Annotated in this window: 14 protein-coding genes and 1 tRNA gene; 11 read left to right on the top strand and 4 right to left on the bottom strand. The window is 75.3% G+C overall.

All coding sequences use genetic code 11. The annotated features are described in order from the left end of the window. Nucleotides 1-28: 28 nt before the first annotated feature. From AMA02S_RS13435 to AMA02S_RS13485, 11 genes are all read left to right on the top strand, one after another. Nucleotides 29-1,081, top strand: coding sequence for a rod shape-determining protein (locus tag AMA02S_RS13435; RefSeq protein ID WP_067457298.1), 1,053 nt, complete (start codon nucleotides 29-31; stop codon nucleotides 1,079-1,081). Nucleotides 1,082-1,158: 77 nt separating this feature from the next. Next, entirely contained in the window at nucleotides 1,159-2,091 is a 933-nt protein-coding gene (locus AMA02S_RS13440) for a DUF5954 family protein (protein WP_067457300.1), read from the top strand. A gap of 57 nt (nucleotides 2,092-2,148) precedes the next feature. Further along, nucleotides 2,149-2,221, top strand: a tRNA-Arg gene (locus AMA02S_RS13445). Nucleotides 2,222-2,252: 31 nt separating this feature from the next. Beyond that, nucleotides 2,253-3,710 (top strand): SDR family NAD(P)-dependent oxidoreductase, encoded by a 1,458-nt coding sequence (locus AMA02S_RS13450; RefSeq protein WP_218004949.1) that lies wholly within the window; start codon nucleotides 2,253-2,255, stop codon nucleotides 3,708-3,710. Further along, complete coding sequence (locus AMA02S_RS13455) at nucleotides 3,710-4,843, top strand: leucine-rich repeat domain-containing protein (RefSeq protein WP_218004950.1); 1,134 nt, start codon at nucleotides 3,710-3,712, stop codon at nucleotides 4,841-4,843. The genes AMA02S_RS13450 and AMA02S_RS13455 overlap by 1 nt, the downstream gene beginning before the upstream one ends. Further along, on the top strand, nucleotides 4,840-6,144 hold the full coding sequence (locus tag AMA02S_RS13460) for an ankyrin repeat domain-containing protein (protein WP_067457302.1): 1,305 nt from the start codon (nucleotides 4,840-4,842) through the stop codon (nucleotides 6,142-6,144). The genes AMA02S_RS13455 and AMA02S_RS13460 overlap by 4 nt, the downstream gene beginning before the upstream one ends. Further along, nucleotides 6,134-7,315, top strand: coding sequence for an AAA family ATPase (locus AMA02S_RS13465; RefSeq protein ID WP_174550956.1), 1,182 nt, complete (start codon nucleotides 6,134-6,136; stop codon nucleotides 7,313-7,315). The genes AMA02S_RS13460 and AMA02S_RS13465 overlap by 11 nt, the downstream gene beginning before the upstream one ends. A gap of 2 nt (nucleotides 7,316-7,317) precedes the next feature. After that, nucleotides 7,318-8,514 (top strand): vWA domain-containing protein, encoded by a 1,197-nt coding sequence (locus AMA02S_RS13470; RefSeq protein WP_067457308.1) that lies wholly within the window; start codon nucleotides 7,318-7,320, stop codon nucleotides 8,512-8,514. Further along, nucleotides 8,511-8,837 (top strand): MBL fold metallo-hydrolase, encoded by a 327-nt coding sequence (locus AMA02S_RS44990; RefSeq protein ID WP_067457311.1) that lies wholly within the window; start codon nucleotides 8,511-8,513, stop codon nucleotides 8,835-8,837. Before AMA02S_RS13470 ends, AMA02S_RS44990 begins: the two co-directional genes overlap by 4 nt. After that, nucleotides 8,807-9,034 (top strand): hypothetical protein, encoded by a 228-nt coding sequence (locus AMA02S_RS44995; protein WP_067457313.1) that lies wholly within the window; start codon nucleotides 8,807-8,809, stop codon nucleotides 9,032-9,034. The genes AMA02S_RS44990 and AMA02S_RS44995 overlap by 31 nt, the downstream gene beginning before the upstream one ends. A gap of 288 nt (nucleotides 9,035-9,322) precedes the next feature. Then, nucleotides 9,323-9,691 (top strand): hypothetical protein, encoded by a 369-nt coding sequence (locus AMA02S_RS13485; RefSeq protein WP_067457317.1) that lies wholly within the window; start codon nucleotides 9,323-9,325, stop codon nucleotides 9,689-9,691. 103 nt (nucleotides 9,692-9,794) lie between these two features. On the opposite strand, the gene AMA02S_RS13490 is transcribed toward AMA02S_RS13485, so the two are convergent. From AMA02S_RS13490 to AMA02S_RS13505, 4 genes are read right to left on the bottom strand one after another with little or no spacing between them, the layout of a single operon-like run. Beyond that, nucleotides 9,795-11,777, bottom strand: a complete 1,983-nt coding sequence (locus AMA02S_RS13490; RefSeq protein WP_067457320.1) for a YehQ family protein — start codon at nucleotides 11,775-11,777, stop codon at nucleotides 9,795-9,797. Then, nucleotides 11,774-12,931 (bottom strand): VWA domain-containing protein, encoded by a 1,158-nt coding sequence (locus AMA02S_RS13495; protein WP_067457323.1) that lies wholly within the window; start codon nucleotides 12,929-12,931, stop codon nucleotides 11,774-11,776. The genes AMA02S_RS13490 and AMA02S_RS13495 overlap by 4 nt, the downstream gene beginning before the upstream one ends. Then, nucleotides 12,928-15,318 (bottom strand): DUF5682 family protein, encoded by a 2,391-nt coding sequence (locus AMA02S_RS13500; RefSeq protein ID WP_067457539.1) that lies wholly within the window; start codon nucleotides 15,316-15,318, stop codon nucleotides 12,928-12,930. The genes AMA02S_RS13495 and AMA02S_RS13500 overlap by 4 nt, the downstream gene beginning before the upstream one ends. Then, nucleotides 15,318-16,412 carry an ATP-binding protein gene (locus tag AMA02S_RS13505; protein WP_067457326.1) on the bottom strand — a complete coding sequence of 365 codons (1,095 nt, stop codon included), beginning with the start codon at nucleotides 16,410-16,412 and terminating at the stop codon, nucleotides 15,318-15,320. Before AMA02S_RS13505 ends, AMA02S_RS13500 begins: the two co-directional genes overlap by 1 nt. Nucleotide 16,413 lies beyond the last annotated feature (1 nt).

Raw genomic sequence — 16,413 nt, forward strand, 5'->3', positions numbered from 1 at the left:
AGCATTCCGGGGCGATTGGGGGACAGGAATGTGGGACTACGCGGGCCGGGACACAGCGATCGACCTGGGCAGCGCGACCGTGCGGATGCACGTCAAGGACCGCGGGGTCGTCTGCCGGGAGCCCTCGCTGCTGGCGCGATCGCGGCGCACCGGGCAGATCCTCGCGCTGGGCGTCCCCGCGCAGCAGATGGCGGGGCGCAATCCCGACGTCACGCTCGTGCGGCCCATCCGCGAGGGCGCGCCGACCGAGACCGACGAGGCCGAGTACCTGATGCGGCACCTCGTCCGCACCCATCACCGGCGCCACTACATGGCCCGGCCCCGCCTCGTCATGACGGTACCGAGCGGGATGACGTCCGTGCACTACCGGGCACTGCAGTTCTCCGCCTATCAGGCCGGTGCGCGACGGCTGACGCTGGTGCCGACGCCGATCGCCGCCGCCGTCGGGATGGGCATGACCGAGGCCGGCCCCGAGATCGCGGTCATCGCCGATATCGGCGCCGAGGTCACCGATGTCGGCGTCATCGCCTTCGGCGGCCTCGTCACCTCGCACACCGCGCACGTCGGCGGCACGTCCCTGGACCGCTCGATCGTCGCGCTGGTGCGCCGCGAGCACGGGGTGTCGCTCTCGCTCGCCGCCGCGGAGTCGGCCAAGGTGGCGGTCGGCGCGGTGCCCCCGGTGGGACGGCACCCGATGCGCCAGGCGATGGTGGAGGGACGGGACGTGGAGTCCGGGCTGCCCCGGCGGCTGGTGCTCACCACCGCCGACGTCCAGCGCGCCATCGAGGGTCCCGTCGCCAAGATCGTGGACGCCGTCCGGACCGGTCTCGGCGGCTGCTCCCCCGAGATCTCCGGGGAACTGCTCAACGTCGGCGTCACGCTCACCGGCGGGTCGGCGCGGCTGCCAGGGCTGGAGCGGCTGATCCGCGAACGGACCGGACTGAGCGCCTGGCTCGGCGACGACACCGGCGACGCGGCCGTGATCGGCGCGGCGGACGTGCTGCGCACCGCCGGCGCCCAGCATCCCGCCCGCGACATCACACCGCGCCCGCATCTACTGACCACCGTCCCGCAGTACTGACCCGCAATTCGGCAAAACGAGGTGACCGGGTGGCCGTTTCCGTCACGTACGGGTCGCTGTGACGTCACGATGGGTACATGGCCATCGAGGGGATGCCCGGATACGACCTGATCAACCTCGTCAGGGATCTCGGGCCCGTCGAGGCGGTCCGTGACCAGGAGGCCGCCGAGCGGATGCGCGTGTATCCCAAGATCGTCGGCGCGGGACCACCGGACTTCGGCGTCGCCGAACGGTCCGCCGGCGCATGGCGGATCCTGCACCTCGGCGCGATCGAACCGTACGGGGCGCGCGTCGATCTGGCGATGCACCTGCGCCGCGGGGCGGGGCGGTTCGAGCGGCGCGTCCGCGAGCGGATGCTCGCCATCGCCGACCGGTGCGACCCGGAGGTCGGCGAGGCGACCACCCAGAACGACTTCGCGGCCGGCCGGTGCCGGTACCGGATCATCCGGGTACTGGGCTTCACGCGGTTCGGCGACGACGGGCCCGAACCGGTCCGCGCGACCGACACCGAGGAGGGCCCGCTCCGCTCGTTCACCATCGATCCGACCGCACCGGTCGGCCCGTCCGACGCGGCGCTCCGGCTGGAACTGCTGAGCCTCGTCCCGGCCGCCGGGACGGTCCCCGACGGCCTGCGCCGGGAGGCCGTCACGGCGATCCGCGACCATCCGGGTGTCGTGCTGCTGCCGCCGGAGTTCACCGTCGTGGAGGATCTGGACGACCGGTGGCGGCCGCTGACCGGCGGTGACGGCCCGCAGGACGCCCGCGCCGCGCTCGCGCACTACTTCCGCGTGATCCTGCCCCGCTACTCGCCGGACGGCGCGCCGCCGCCGAGTCCCGGTGAACTCGCCGAGTACGCGCGGGCCGCCGACCGCGTCGAAGCCGACCGCGGGGTGGAGTTCGTGGCGTGCGGGCGGCGGTTCCGTATCGTCCGGGTCGTGCGGATGATCAGGGTGGGCCCGGATGGCCCGGAGGCCGCCCGCCCCTCCGACGAGGAAGCCGAGGAGGGCTGACTGGGCACCGGATCCGCGGGCGGGACGTCCGGGCCCTTCGCTAGGCTGCCGCACGGCAGGGCCGTAGCGCAGAGGTCGTCGCGCCACCGCCGCACGCTGGAGGACGCCGGTTCGAATCCGGTCGGCCCTGCCCCGTCCACCCCCGGGGAGCGAGGAGTGCCGTGCCGACCGTCCCGGCAGAGCAGCCACCGGCAGAGCAGGCCGACGAGCCGCCACCGGTGCAGGCACCCGACCCGGCCGACCTCGCGGCATGCCTGCGGCTGCTGGAACTGGCGCGGTCCGCGTCCCCCGACGACCCCCGCTGGCGCACCGTGCACGAAGCCGCCGCGCAGGTGCACCGAGCGGGCAAGAAGGCCCGCAAGGCCGCCCGGAGCGCCGAGCGGCGCAGTAACGATCTCGCGCTGTTGGCGGCCACGACGCGCTTCCAGGACCAGAACCCGTCCCCGGACGCCAGGCCGGCCGCAGGCGCGGACGCCCGGCCGCCGCGCGCCGGGCAGCGGGTGCTGGCGGCGGCACGGCGGTGCTACGTGTGCAAGGCGCCCTTTCGGGACGTCCATCCCGACTACCACCAGCTGTGTCCGGCGTGCGCGCGGGAGAACGCGGCGCGCCGGAATGCGCGGTGCGACCTGCGCGGACGACGCGCCGTCGTGACGGGCGGGCGCGTGAAGATCGGCTTCCAGGTCGCGCTGAAACTGCTGCGGGACGGCGCGGAGGTGCTCGTCACCACCCGCTTCCCGCGTGACGCGGCACGCCGGTTCGCGGCGGTCGACGACTGCGGCGACTGGCTCGGACGGCTGCACGTCCACGGCGTCGACCTGCTCGACCTGCCCGGCGTCGCGGGGCTGCTGGAGGCGGTGCACGCACGGTTCGACCATCTGGACGTCCTGGTCAACAACGCGGCGCAGACCGTCCGCCGGCCGGCCGCCTACCACCGGGACGTGCGCGCGGCGGAGGCGCTGCCGTTGACCGGCCCGGCCGCGCGGGTGGACGTCGCGCAGGCGGCGCCCGGCACCGCGCTCGCCCCGGGGCCCGGCGCGACGCTCGCCCCGGGGGCCATGGCGGACCTCGCACTGCGAGACGACGCCCTGTTCCCCTCCGGACGCACGGACGAGACGGGCGAGCCCCTGGACCTGCGCGCCCGCAACAGCTGGAACCTGCGCCTGCACGAGGTCGATCCCGCCGAGTGGGCCGAAGTGCAGATGGTGAACGCGTTCGCGCCGTTCCTGCTGACCGCGCGGCTGCGCGGGCTGCTGGAGGCGTCGCCGTGGCCCGACCGGTACGTGGTGCAGGTGTCGGCGATGGAGGGCAGTTTCTCCCGCGTGCACAAGACCGTCCGCCATCCGCACACCAACATGGCCAAGGCGTCGCTGAACATGATGACCCGCACGTCCGCCGCCGACTACGCGGCGGCCGGCATCCACATGACCAGCGTCGACACCGGCTGGGTGACCGACGAGCGGCCGCATCCGGGCAAGCTCGCGCAGCGGGCGGCGGGGTTCCGCCCGCCGCTGGACGTGATCGACGGCGCCGCCCGCGTGTACGACCCGATCGTGCGGGGCGTCGGCGGCGAGCGGCTGTCCGGCCTGTTCCTGAAGGACTACCGACCGGTGGAGTGGTGATGGAGCCGACCCCCGTACGCTGCCCCGCGATCGAGCACCCGGCCGTGCCGCTCGCCGACCCGGCCGCGCTCGGCCCGCTGCTGGCGCGGCTCGCCGACGGCGCGCCGCTGGAGGCCGACGAGACGTTCCCGCTCGGGACTCTGCGCGGCGACGGGCGGGTCGACCTGTGCAAGCGGGGCCTCGGCGCGGCGGGCGTCGCGCGGCTCGTCCCGGCCGCGGTCGCGTCGCCGCACGCGGTGCACCTGCTGCTCGGCACGAACGCGATGGGCGGCGACGGCGCCCAGGCGATCGCCGACGCCCTCGACCCCGGCCACGGCGTCCGGACCCTCTACCTGGGCTGCAACCGCATCGACGCGGACGGCGCGGCGGCGCTCGCCGGGCGGCTGGCCGCGGACGGCGAGGTGCGGGCGCTGTGGCTGAAACGCAACCCGGTGGGCGACGCGGGCGCGGCGGCACTGGCCGGGATGCTCCGAACCAACCAGACGATCCGGACGCTCGACCTCGTCAACACCGGTCTGGGCCTGACCGGGCTACGCGCTCTCCTCGACGCGCTCGCGGCGCGGGAGACTCCGCTGGAGCGGCTGTTCCTCGGCGGCAACGGGCTGGGCCCGGACGCCGCCGGGGTGCTGGCGGCGCTGCTGCGCGACGCGGGCGTCCGTGAGCTGTACGCGCCCGCGAACCACCTGGGCGACGACGGCGCGGCGAACCTCGCGGACGCGGCGGGCTCCGGCGAACGTCCCGTCCGGCTCGGGCTGGGCGGCAACGGCGTCGGCCCCGCCGGGGCGCGGGCCCTCGCGGGGGCGCTCGGCCGGATCGAGGCGCTCGACCTCGGCCGCCCGCCGTCCGAGCGGGCGCTCGGCGCGCCCCCCAACGCCACCGGCGACGACGGCGCGGCGGCGCTGGCCGCGGCCTTGTCCCGCAGCCCGCTCCGCCGCCTCGAACTGCGCCACACCGGGATCACCGGGCGCGGCGCGAAAACGTTGCTGGCGAAGGTCGGCGACGGCACGCGCCTGGAGTACGTCGGGCTCGGCCCGGGCGTGCCGCGCAAGGTCAAGCGCGCGTTCACCGGGCGCCTGCGCCCCGCCGCGGGCACCCATCCCGACCTGCGCGCGATCGCGAGCGTCTACCGTTGATCGGCGCGCCGTCGCGGGAGGAGCTGGCCGCGTACCGGCGGATCCGCCGGTACGCCGTGCCCCGCTCGATGATCGAGAAGGCCACTGCGCGGCGGCTGGCGGGCGACTGGCATGGCGCGTGCGCGGCGGCGAACGTGGACGTCGCGTTCGACCTGGACGGCGTCGCCGGCGAGTACGGCGCCGAGGCCGCGGCGGAGCTGGCCGACGACCTCCGGCACTTCGCGCCCGACCTGCTGCGCTGGCACCTGCCCCGGGTCTCGGGTGGCGGCCGAACGGGCCTCGTGGCCCGGCTGTCGCTCGCTCTCGGGCGCTACGGCGGAGACCGCGCCCCCGCGCCCGCCCCGGTCCTGCACGTCGACACGCCGGCCCTGCTCTGCGGCCCGCAGCGGCTGACGCTGGCGGTGCGCCCGTGGTCGCCCGGGGCGCGGGACTGGACGTCCGCGCCGCACCTGTTCGACGCCCGGCGCGCCGGCGACCTGCTCCGGCATTCCGCCCTGGCCGTGACGACCGGCGGGGGACGCCGGCGCCCGCTCGCGCGGCTCGCGCACGAGGACGCGGCGTCCGCCGAGAACCCGGAGCTGGAGGAGCACCAGGGGCGCCGCCTGCCCGACCTCGACCTGCTGCGCGCCGGGATGATCACGCCGGCGGAGCTGCACCCGCTGGTCTCGGCCGCGCTGTTCCCGGCCCGTCCCGTCCCCGACCGGCCGGACGGGCCGCCAGGCGTGGAGCGGCCGGCGGCGGTGCGGGTGCGGTGCCGGGGCGAGTGGCACGAGGTCCGGTCGGGCCACGGCGGCCTGGAGATGCCGCACTCGGCGGCCGAGCAGCGGCGAGAGCAGGCACTGGCGGGGTTCGGCGGGAAGATCCCCGGATGCTTCGCCGTCCACCGGGTGTGGCGGTCGGGGGACGGACGGCTGCCCCGCGGCCTGCGTGAGCAGCGTGAGGACCTGTTCCTGCGCGCGCAGCACGGCGACACCGACGGCGTGCTGCGGCTGCTGGACGCCGGGATGGACCCGTTCGTCCGCGACGGGCGCAGGCGGACGCTCATGCACACGCTCAGCGCGCTGGATCACGAGGTGCTGCTGCCGCGGCTGCTGGAGGCAGGGCTCGGCCTGGAGGACCTCGACCACAACACCCGCACGCCGCTGTATGCCGCGGTCTGCGAGATCGGCCCGGTCGCGCTGATCAGAGCGCTGGTAGAGGCGGGGGCGCGCACGGACACGACCGACCGGTACGGCAGGAGCCTGACAGAGATGATCAAGTCGAACGGACGGGACGATTTGGAGTGGCTCCGTGCCGGCTGACCTCCTCGCCGCCGCGGACGAGCTCAACGCCCGCGCCGGCGCGTGGCGCACCGAGCCGGCGCGCAGCGCCCAGCTGGAGGCGCTGGCGCTCGCGGTGTCGGCGAACGTCCCCGTACTGCTGTGGGGGGAGCCGGGCATCGGCAAGTCGGCGGGGATGGAGCGGCTCGCGGGACGGCTCGGCGTCCCGCTGGAGACGGTGATCGCCAGCGTGCACGAGCCGTCCGACTTCGCCGGGCTGCCGGTCATCGGGGACGATCCGGCCGTGACCGGAGTGCCGATGGCGCCGCCCGACTGGGCGGTACGGCTCGCGGGCGCCGGACGCGGCATCGTGTTCTTCGACGAGCTGTCGTCGGCGCCGCCGGCGGTACAGGCGGCGCTGCTGCGGGTCGTCCTGGAGCGCAGGGTCGGGAGCCTGGCGCTGCCCGGTCCGGTCCGGGTCGTCGCCGCCGCGAACCCGCCGGCGAGCGCGGCGGACGGCTGGCACCTGAGCCCGCCGCTCGCGAACCGGTTCGTCCATCTGCACTGGACGCACGACCCGCGGACGGTCGCGCGGGGCATGGCGGGCACCTGGCCCGAGCTGACCGTCCCGGTCGTGGACGGGGCCAAGGCCGCGGCGGCCGTCGCGCGGGCACGCGGCGCGGTGTCGGGGTTCCTCACGGCGCGCCCAGGGCTGGCGCATCACCTGCCCTCCGACGCGGAGGCGCGCGGCGGGGCGTGGCCGTCGCCGCGCAGCTGGGAGATGGCGCTGCGGCTGCTCGCGACCGGCTACGCCACCGGCGCCGCGCGGGACGCGGTCGCCGCCGCGGTGGTCGGCGCCGTCGGCGACGGCGCCGGGCTTGAGCTGCTGTCCTACCTGGAAGAGCTGGATCTCCCGGACCCCGACCGCGTGCTCGCCAACCCGTCCGCGTTCGCGCTGCCCGAGCGCGGCGACCGGCAGCTGGCGTTCCTGACCGCCGTGGTCGCGTCCGTCCAGGGCGACTGCACCCGCCGGCGCTGGGAGGCGGGCTGGGAGGTGCTGGCCAAGGCGGTGGACGCGGGCGTCCCCGACATCGCCGCGCGCGCCGCGGGCGACCTGGCCGCGCTCCGCGACACCGACTGGCCCGTCCCGAGCGGTATCGAGGGGTTCATCGACCTGCTGCAGCTGTCCGGCGCGCTGCCGGGCGGCGGGTAGCGATGCCGCGCGGCCCCGTCGCGCTCGACCGGACGAAGCTGCTCGCCGCGCGCTACCGGGCGGCGACGGACCGCCCCTACCTGGCGTCCGCGCTGTACTCGCTGACGGTCGTGCCGAGCGACGCCGTCCCGACGATGGGCGTCGACCGGCACTGGCGCTGCTACGTCTCCCCCGCGTTCGTGGACGCGACGCCCGTCCCGGAGCTGGCGGGCGTCTGGATCCACGAGACCGCGCACCTGCTGCGCGACCACCACGGCCGTGCGGAGCGGCTGCCCGCCGCCGACCAGCGCGACCCGGCGCGCGTCAACATCGCGCAGGACTGCGAGATCAACGACGACCTGCTCGCGGACGGTCTGGTCCTTCCCGCGGGCGGCATGCACCCGCGCGACTTCGGGCTGGACGAGGGACGGCTGTTCGAGGAGTACCTGCCGGGCATCCCGCCGCGGCCGCACCACGACTGCGGGTCGGGCGCGCACGGCCGCCCGGTGCCGTGGGAACTGGACGGGACGGGCCCGCCGGCCGTGAGCGCGATGGAGGCGCAGGCGCTACGGCGCGCCACGGCCGAGGCGATGCGCGGCCACCAGCGGGCGCGGGGCGCGCTGCCCGGCGGCTGGCGCCGCTGGGCGGAGGAGGTCCTCGAACCGGTCGTGGACTGGCGGCGCGTCCTCGCGGGCGCGGTGCGGGAGGCGGTCGCGTGGGCGGGCGGCGCGGTCGACTACAGCTACCGGCGGCCGTCGCGCCGCACGCCGGCCATGCGCGGGGTCGTGCTGCCGAGCCTGCGCCGGCCGCTGCCCCGCGTCGCGATCGTGATCGACACCTCCGGTTCGATGGGCGAGGACGACCTGGCGGCGGCGCTCGCCGAGGTGACCGGGGTGCTGCGCGAGGTCGGCGTGCGCGGGAACCGGGTGAGCGTGCTGGCCTGCGACGCCGACGTGCGGGCGGTGTCGCGCGTGAGCTCGGCCGGGCAGGTCGAACTGGACGGCGGCGGCGGAACCGACATGCGCGTCGGGATCGCCGCGGCGCTCGGGGCGCGCGAACGCCCGCAGGTCGTCATCGTCCTCACCGACGGCTTCACCCCGTGGCCCGCCGAAGCCCCCTCCTGCCGGCTCGTCGCCGCACTCGTCGGTGACGCGCCGCCCGACCCGCCGTCCTGGGTGGAGACCGTCCGCCTGGGCCCGACCGCTGGGAGACCCTCATGAGCGACGCGCCCGACCGCGACGGGCTCGCGAGCCCCCGTCTGGAGGAGGTCTCGGACGGGATCTTCGCCTACATCCAGCCGGACGGCACCTGGTGGATCAACAACACCGGGTTCCTCGCGGGCACGCGCGGCGTGACAAGCGTGGACGCCTGCTCGACCGAACGCCGGACCCGTGCCTACCTGGAGGCGATCCGGTCGGTGACGCCGCGTCCCGTCCGGACGCTGGTCAACACCCATCACCACGGCGACCACACCTTCGGCAACTACCTGGATACGCGCGGTTCGTCCAGCACGTGGCTACCGAGGCGAAGGCGGCGGGGCTGACGCCGCTGGAGGCGGCACGGGAGACCGATCTCGGCGAGTACGCGGAGTTGACCGACCCCGAGCGCATCGTCGGCAATCTGCACCGCGCGTACGCCGAGCTGGACGGACTGGCCCCCGGCGCGCCCATCGACCTGGTCTCCGCACTCGACGACATGATCACCTACAACGGCGGCCGGCCGCTGACCTGCCGCGCCTGACCAGCCCGTACGCACCCATGTCCGCACGCGGCGACCACGCCGTCCTCGCGGGTCCTTCCCGACGGTCGTCACCGGCGGGTGAGGAGTGGCTGCCGTGACCGCATACGGTCACCGTGGCCACCCACCTCGTTTGATTACCGCACGTGAGCGTGATGCGCAGGGCAGGACGCGCGCCACATAACCATCGTTAGATGCGTACAGTAATTGAAGGATCACATATAGCTATGGAAACTCAGAGTCATCAATAGGAAACTCCTCGTGGTAGGTACCCCCGAACGAGGAGAAAACATGTTCTCGAAGAAGATCACCGCCATCTCGCTGGCCACCCTGGCCGCCGGCGCCTGTCTGGCGACGACCGCCGCCGCGCAGTCCGCGGAGACCACCGGGCACCGCTCGACGACCGCGCGGGCCGCCGCCCTGCCCCCCGGCTACCAGCTGGTGGCCCTGCCCAACGCCAACGTGCCCAACTTCCAGCGCCGCACGCTCACCTGCCCGGGCACCAAGCGGGTTCTCGGTGGTGGCGCCGAGGCACAGGGCAACAGGGCGATCCTCGTCGGATCGTTCCCCAGCCCTGACGGTCGCAGCTGGATCGGCATCGGCCGCCAGGACGGCTACAACGACGTCGGCATCAGCGTCTACGCGATCTGCGCCGACTGATACGCGTCCCCGCTCCCGGCCCCGGTCGCCCACCGCGACCGGGGCCGGTCCGTGCGTCCCGCTCCCCGGTCTTCGGCCGGGCCAGGGGCCCCTTCGTGGACGGTCAGCGGTGCTCGGCCGTGGTGATGAGGCGGATGTGGGCGTCAGCCCAGGTCCGCGTCATGAGGTGCGGGTCGTCGCCGTCCAGGGCGGCGGCGAAGCGCGCAATGGTCGCGGCGGCGGCCCGGAGACCGACCCGGTCCAGATCCTTCTCGGCGCGGGCGATGCGGTCGCGCAGCCCGCGCGGGACGTGCGACAGCCCCCGCTGGGCGGCCTCGGCGCAGACGGCTAGGGCATCCTCCAGCACCGAGCCCAAGGAATCCCGTGGGCGGGCGGCGGGGCCGTCCAGGGCGGCGCCGCCGGCACCGGGCGCAAGGTCGGGGACGACGATTCCATCGTCGGTCCTGACGGCGAACGGGTCGATGACGAGGCCGCCGCGGTCCCTGCGGACGGCGCCGCCGATGAGGCGCGGACCTGCGGCGAGGGCCTCGGCCAGGGCGTCCAGGGCACCCGGACGGTACGGCGCGTAGTCGGCGGAGACCGTGGCGGTCGTCCCCGCCTCGTCGGCGACCACCGCGTCGAGCCGCTGGTCGCCGGGGTGGTAGCCGACATCGCGCACCTCGGCGACCGCGATGACGTGGACCAGCTCCGCCTCCACCCTCGGCCGAACCAGCCTCGGCGGGAGCGCGTCCAGCGCCCGTTCCGCCGCCTTGAGGTCGCGGACGAGCAGCGCGTCCGGCAGTCCGTCCCATGCGTCGCCGAGCGGGGTGACCGTGGTCCTGGCGACCCGGCCCGGCGCGACGCGCACGACCCGGCCCGCGCTGCGGGTCGCGGTCTCCGACACGACGTTGGCGCCGGCGAGGGCGCGCAGCGACGTCCCGAGGATTCTGCGTCCGGCGAGGTCGGCCCCGGTCATCCACTCACCGTCCGGCACCGCCCACTGCCGTTTCAGGACGAGCACGGTGTCGACGTGAGCGAGATAGACGTCGGCGGTGCGGACCTCCGCGGTGCCGCCCACGCGGCAGCCGAGCGCGGCCAGCCGGACTCGGCGCAGCGGCGTCTCTGCGGACTCGTCCGTGCCCAGCACCTGCGTGCGAGGGGCGCCGCTCCCCGCCGCCAGGTGGCGGGCGTAGACCTCGGCCAGCAGGGCGGCGAGCCGTCCGGAGTCGTAGTCGGCGCGGCGCTCGTGGTAGGCGTCCATCTGTTCGGCCAGTTCGTTCACGGCGGCGGAGGGCCAGTGCAGGTCTCCGGCCGCCAGCTCCGCGACGGCGCGCCGCAAGCCCGTCGCAAGGACCGGGCCCGCGTGCACCACCCCGTCGAGGAGCACGTGGTCGACGAGTTCCAGCGCGGTCTCCAACCCGGTCCCCGCTGCCGTGCCCTCGCCCTTGCCGCCGACGTCGACCCGGACGTCGGCTCTGTCGGGGGCCTGCTCGTCGGCGGCGCGGAACGCCCAGGCCGCCAGCACGATGACCTCGGCGCGCACCACCGCCACGGCGTCGGTGTCCACGTAGCCGAGCTCGCCCGGGACGAGGAACCGCACCGTGCAGGACGGTAGCTCCACGCGCGCCACCGGGTCTCCCGCCGACGGCCGGTGGACGCGGGCCGCGTAACCCGCGCGGAGCGTCCGCCGCGCGGCGGTGAGGGCCCGCTGTCCGAGGACGCGGGCGAGCGCCCCGTCGTCGAACGCGCCCGGCGACCAACCCGCGGCGGTCTCGACCTCTCTTCCGGGCGCTGTCTTTGGTCCGGGCCCTGTCTCTGGTTCGAGTTCGCCTGCGGAGTCGCGCTGGTAGGCCAGGACGAGACAGATGCGGTGCCGGCAGGTGGACATGGCCGCGCAGGTGCAGGTCGCGGCCTCCAGCCCGGCGCCGGGCGGGAGCGTCGCCTCCGTCCCGTCCGGGAAGACGCCGTGCACGCCACCGTCCGGGCCCTCGGTCACGGCGGGCCCGTTCCCGGCGTCCAGGTCCTTCGCGGCGCGCTTGACCAGGCCGCGGTTGGCGAGGGCGGCGAGGGCGTCGGGCGTCAGCGCGAGCAGGTCGGCGCGGGTCACCGGCCGATCCGTTCGGCGACGAACGCGGCGAGCCGGCCCGGCGTCATCGCGCCGACGTGCGCTCCGGCGTCGGCGAGGCGCTGCGCCGTGCCCCGGTCGTAGGACGGGTTGGCCTCCTCGTCCAGCGCCGCCAGCCCCAGCACGTGCGTGCCCTGCTCGACGAGCCGCCGCACCTCGCGGACGAGCCCGTGCACGTCCCCGCCCTCGTAGAAGTCGCTGACGACGGCGACGATCGCGCGGCGCGGGTTGTCGACCAGCCCGGCGCCGTAGGTCACCGCGCGGCAGATGTCGGTGCCCCCGCCGAGCTGCACCTTCATCAGCAACTCGGCGGGGTCGGTGACATCGGACGTCAGGTCCACGACGGAGGTGTCGAACGCGACCAGGTGCGTACGCAGCCCCGGTAGCCCCCACAGGCACGCGGCCGTGACGGCGGCGTGGATCACCGACCCGACCATCGAGCCCGACTGGTCGACCAGCAGGATCATCTGCCACTGCTCGACGTGGCGCCGCGTCCGTGACAGGAACCGCGGATGCTCGATGTACAGGCGCCGATCGTCCGGACGGTAGTGCGCGAGGTTGGCGCGGACCGTCCCGTGGAAGTCGAAGTTGCGGGAGTTCTTGATCCGGCTGGGGCGCCGCGACCGCGTCCCGTGGAAGGACTCCCTGACCTCGGTGGCGAGCTTGTCCATCAGCTCCCGGACGACCGCCTCGACGATGCGCCGGGCGAGCGCGAGGACCTCCGGGCTCATCAGGTGCTTGGTACGCAGGACGGCGCGCAGCAGCGCCTTGTCGGGCTCGATGCGCTCCAGCACGGCGGGATCGGTGACGATCTCGTGGATCTCGTAGCGTTCGACGGCGTCGCGTTCGAGCCGCTCGATCGTCTCCTTGGGGAAGAGCCGGTGGATGGCGTCGAGCCAGTCGACGGTGGTGAGCACGGACGGGCCGTCGCCACCGGTGCGGTCGTCGGAGCGGTCCGGAGGGGCGCCGCCCGCCCGTTCGGTCCGCACCCCCTGCCGTTCGAGTTCGGGGTCGCGGCCGTAGAGCCAGCCGAGCGCCCTGTCGCGCTCGGCGGACAACTCGGCCAGGGCGCCGGTGGACTCCTCCGCGGGCGCGCCGAGGATCAGCCGCCAGCGTTCCAGGTCGGGCGTGGTCATGACGGTTCCCCTCCGGTGAGCCCGGCGGCTCCGGTGAGCCCGGCGGCGGCGAGCGCCCGGTTCACGCGTTCCTCCAGGGCGCGTGCCTCGGCGACGACCAGTGGGGCGGCGCTGGTGCGCAGCAGCGCGCGGGCGGGGCCGCGCAGGCCGCGGCGGTCCAGCAGTCCCTGCGCGATCGTCGCGCGTTCGCGGGGCGGGAAGAACTCGAACGCCTGCCGCAGCGCGGGCAGCGCGATGAGGAAGTCCGCCTCGCCGAGGTCCGAGACCAGTTCGTCCAGGACGTCGAGGACGGCGGCGTCCGGGTCGAGCACCTCCTGCCGGGCCAGCGCGAACAGGCCGGCGAGCCAGTCGCCGAAGACCCGGGGGCCGGCCGCGCCGCGCACCGCGCGGGCCGGGTCGCCGGCGTCGCCGAGCGAGCGGGCGAGCCCGAACGCGGCGCCCCGCAGGTCGGGCGGTGCCTCGTCGTCGGCGGCGACCCGGCGGGCGACGCCGAGCGCCGCGTCCCGGTCCAGGCCGAGCCCGCCCATGCCCTGCCGGGGCGCGGCGTGCAGCAGCGCGTCCCGGACGGCGCGGACGGCGCGCAGCCGCCCGAGATCGGCGGGCGCCGGGCCGCCCCGGACGCCCTCCACCAGCCACAGCAGCCGGGCCGTGCACTCCTCGATCACCGTGCCGAACAGGGAACTGCGGGCGGTCCCGAGCAGGCCGTCATGCCGCCACAGCCCGAGGACGACCTCCAGCGCCCGGCCGAGCGCGGGCACGTCGGCAGAGCCTGCGATCCCCGCGCGGATCCATCCGGCGATCCGGTCGGACTGGCCCGTACACCCGCACAGCGCCGCGTCGAACAGCACCTCGGCGAGCCCGCCCATGTTCGCGCCCGCCTGTGCCATGCGCTCCTCAAGCGCGGCGGCGGCCGCGTCCGGCAGCGTCGGCCCGTACGCGCCCGCCTCGATCAGCGCGGGCAGCCGGGGACCGGCGGGGTCCGGCGGGTCCACCCGCCAGCGCTCCTCCAGCACGAGGTCGGCGCCGGCCTCCAGGCCGCTCCGAGGGGTGTGGGGTGTCGTCCCCCCACCCAGGAGAGGCCCGGACTCGTGGGTGTACCCGGGGACGCGCAGGACGCGCAGCCGGTGCAGCGCGCGGCTGCGTTCCAGCCCCCGCGGCTCGGCCAGCTTCAGGGAGACCGGTCCGCCGCGGTCGAGGCCGAGCCGCTCCAGCTCGGCGGTGGCGTGGTGCACCAGCGGTGGCGCCGGGGTGTCCGGATGCAGGCGGCCGACGCGGTCGCCGCTGAGCGCGGCGACCATCTCGGCGACCGCGGGATGCGCCCCCGGAGCGGGGACCCCGCGCGCCGTCCACGGCAGCCGCTGGTCGAGGTCGTCGGTGACGAGCGCGGCGACCAGCCCGTCCAGCAGGTCGGTGCGGGCGGGCGAACGGTGGCCGCGCAGCCGGGTCAGCCCCTCGGTGAGGGTCCGTGCCGCGATCAGATCGGCGGTCGACACGACCTGCCGGCGCCCCCGCAACCGCGCCACGACGGTCTCGGTGAGCGCCGCCGCCGCGGCGTCGGGCCCGGCCTCCCACAACCGCTGGTAGTACTCCGGCGACGGCATCCCGGACTGGTAGCCGGTGAACGCGTCCAGCCGCCGGAACGAGTACGGGACGAGGAAGCTCCCGCCCGTCGCACCGTCGGGAGGCCGTGGCACCTCCGGCCAGCCCGTCCCGCCCTCCCCCGCGTGCCGCGCGACGAGCGTTTCGAGCGCCGGCTTGTGGAAACCGCCGGTCACGACCACCACCGGACGGTCCCCCGCGCCGTCCTGCGCCCCGTCCTGCGACGCGTGCACTGCCGCCCGCACCCACTCGGCCATGTAGGCCTCACGGTCCGCGTCGTCCGGTCCGGCCTCCGACTCCCCTCGGACCAGGTCGAAGTACGCGCCGAGCCGTTCGGGAAGGTCCCCGTCCGCGATCTCGAAGAGGTGGTCCCAGAGGACGTCGGTGTTATCAACGGCGAACTCCTGGCAGAGCCGCTCGGTGACCTCGGCGTAGCGGCGCTCGGCGTCAGCGTACCGGTTGCGGCGCTCGCCGAGCGCAGGATGCCACGCGGGCAGGTCGATGAACTTCAGCTCCGCTCCGACGGCGCGGCCCTCGGTGAGTGCGACCCACTCTGGGGAGTAGGCGCAGAACGGCGTCCACGACGCGTGCATCCGCTCGGCGTCCCGGTAGTGGCTGAAGATCGCGACGGGCGGCGCGTGGCCGAGCAGCAGTTCCCCCAGCCGGTCCCCGAAATCGGCCGGCCCCTCCACCAGCACGTACGCGGGACGCAACCGCCGGATCACGTCCCGGACGAGCCGCGCGCACGCGGGGCTGTGGTGCCGGACCCCGACGAACGTGACCGCCATCAGCCGGGGAGCAGGTGCCGGGCGGCGTGCAGGGCCTTCCACTGCTCGCCCTCGCGCCTCGGTGCCTGCTGCTCCAGGTAGCGGCGCAGCCGGGTCAGGTCGTCGGGGCTGTCCTTGGCGGCCGTGCCCGCGAGGCACTCGACGATGTCGGCGGCACCGCCCGCCTCGCCGCGCAGGAACCACCCCCGCACCCCCACCGCGTGCGCGACCGACACCGCCTCCGCCGTGCTCATCACCGCCGACAGCCGGTCCATCGACCGGCCCTCCTCCGTCGTGGCGTTCCGCAGCTCCCGGAACGTGGTGACCAGCACCTCCAGGACGTCCCTGCGCGGCGCGACACCGACCCCGCTGCGCTCCAGGAGCCGCGCAGCCTCCGCCTCCACCAGCTCCAACTCGGTCGCGAAGTCGGCGATCGGGAACACCGTCTCGAAGTTGAACCGCCGTTTGAGCGCCGCGCTCATCTCGTTGACGCCGCGGTCGCGGGTGTTCGCGGTCGCGATGACGTTGAACCCGTCCCGGGCGAAGACCATCGCGTCCCGCCCGGACAGCTCGGGGATCGCGAGGACCCGGTCCGACAGGGGCGACAGCAGCGCGTCCTGGACCTCCAGCGGGCAGCGGGTGATCTCCTCGAACCGGACGATCTTCCCCTCGGCCATCCCGTCCAGCAGCGGCGCCGGGACCAGCGACCGCGTGGACGGGCCCTCCGCCACCAGCAGCGCGTAGTTCCAGGAAAACTTGATCTGGTCCTCGGTGGTGGCGGCGCCGCCCTGGATCGTCAGCGTGGACGTCCCGCTCACCGCCGCCGCGATCAGCTCCGACAGCAGCGACTTCGCCGTCCCCGGTTCCCCGACCAGCATCAGCCCCCGGCTCGTCGCCAGCGTCACCAGTGCCCGGTCGATGAGCGAGGTGTCGCCGACGAACTTGCGGGTGACACCGGCCGCGGGGTCCCCGACGATGAACCGCCGCGCGGCCGTCAGGCTCAGCGCCCAGCCGGGGGGCCGCGGCCCGGTGTCCTCCTCCCGCAGCCGCGTCAGCTCGTCGGCGAACCGGACCTCGGCCGGCGGCCGCTGATAGTCGTCGGTGTCCTTCGTCATG

It is taken from the genome of Actinomadura macra NBRC 14102 (assembly GCF_001552215.1).
Classification (GTDB): Bacteria; Actinomycetota; Actinomycetes; order Streptosporangiales; family Streptosporangiaceae; genus Spirillospora; species Spirillospora macra.

Coding starts and splice junctions, on each gene's coding strand:
- AMA02S_RS13435 (WP_067457298.1), top strand. CDS start 29: ATGTGGGACTACGCGGGCCGGGACACAGCGATCGACCTGGGCAGCGCG.
- AMA02S_RS13440 (WP_067457300.1), top strand. CDS start 1,159: ATGGCCATCGAGGGGATGCCCGGATACGACCTGATCAACCTCGTCAGG.
- AMA02S_RS13455 (WP_218004950.1), top strand. CDS start 3,710: ATGGAGCCGACCCCCGTACGCTGCCCCGCGATCGAGCACCCGGCCGTG.
- AMA02S_RS13470 (WP_067457308.1), top strand. CDS start 7,318: ATGCCGCGCGGCCCCGTCGCGCTCGACCGGACGAAGCTGCTCGCCGCG.
- AMA02S_RS44990 (WP_067457311.1), top strand. CDS start 8,511: ATGAGCGACGCGCCCGACCGCGACGGGCTCGCGAGCCCCCGTCTGGAG.
- AMA02S_RS13485 (WP_067457317.1), top strand. CDS start 9,323: ATGTTCTCGAAGAAGATCACCGCCATCTCGCTGGCCACCCTGGCCGCC.
- AMA02S_RS13495 (WP_067457323.1), bottom strand. CDS start 12,931: ATGACCACGCCCGACCTGGAACGCTGGCGGCTGATCCTCGGCGCGCCC.
- AMA02S_RS13500 (WP_067457539.1), bottom strand. CDS start 15,318: ATGGCGGTCACGTTCGTCGGGGTCCGGCACCACAGCCCCGCGTGCGCG.
- AMA02S_RS13505 (WP_067457326.1), bottom strand. CDS start 16,412: ATGACGAAGGACACCGACGACTATCAGCGGCCGCCGGCCGAGGTCCGG.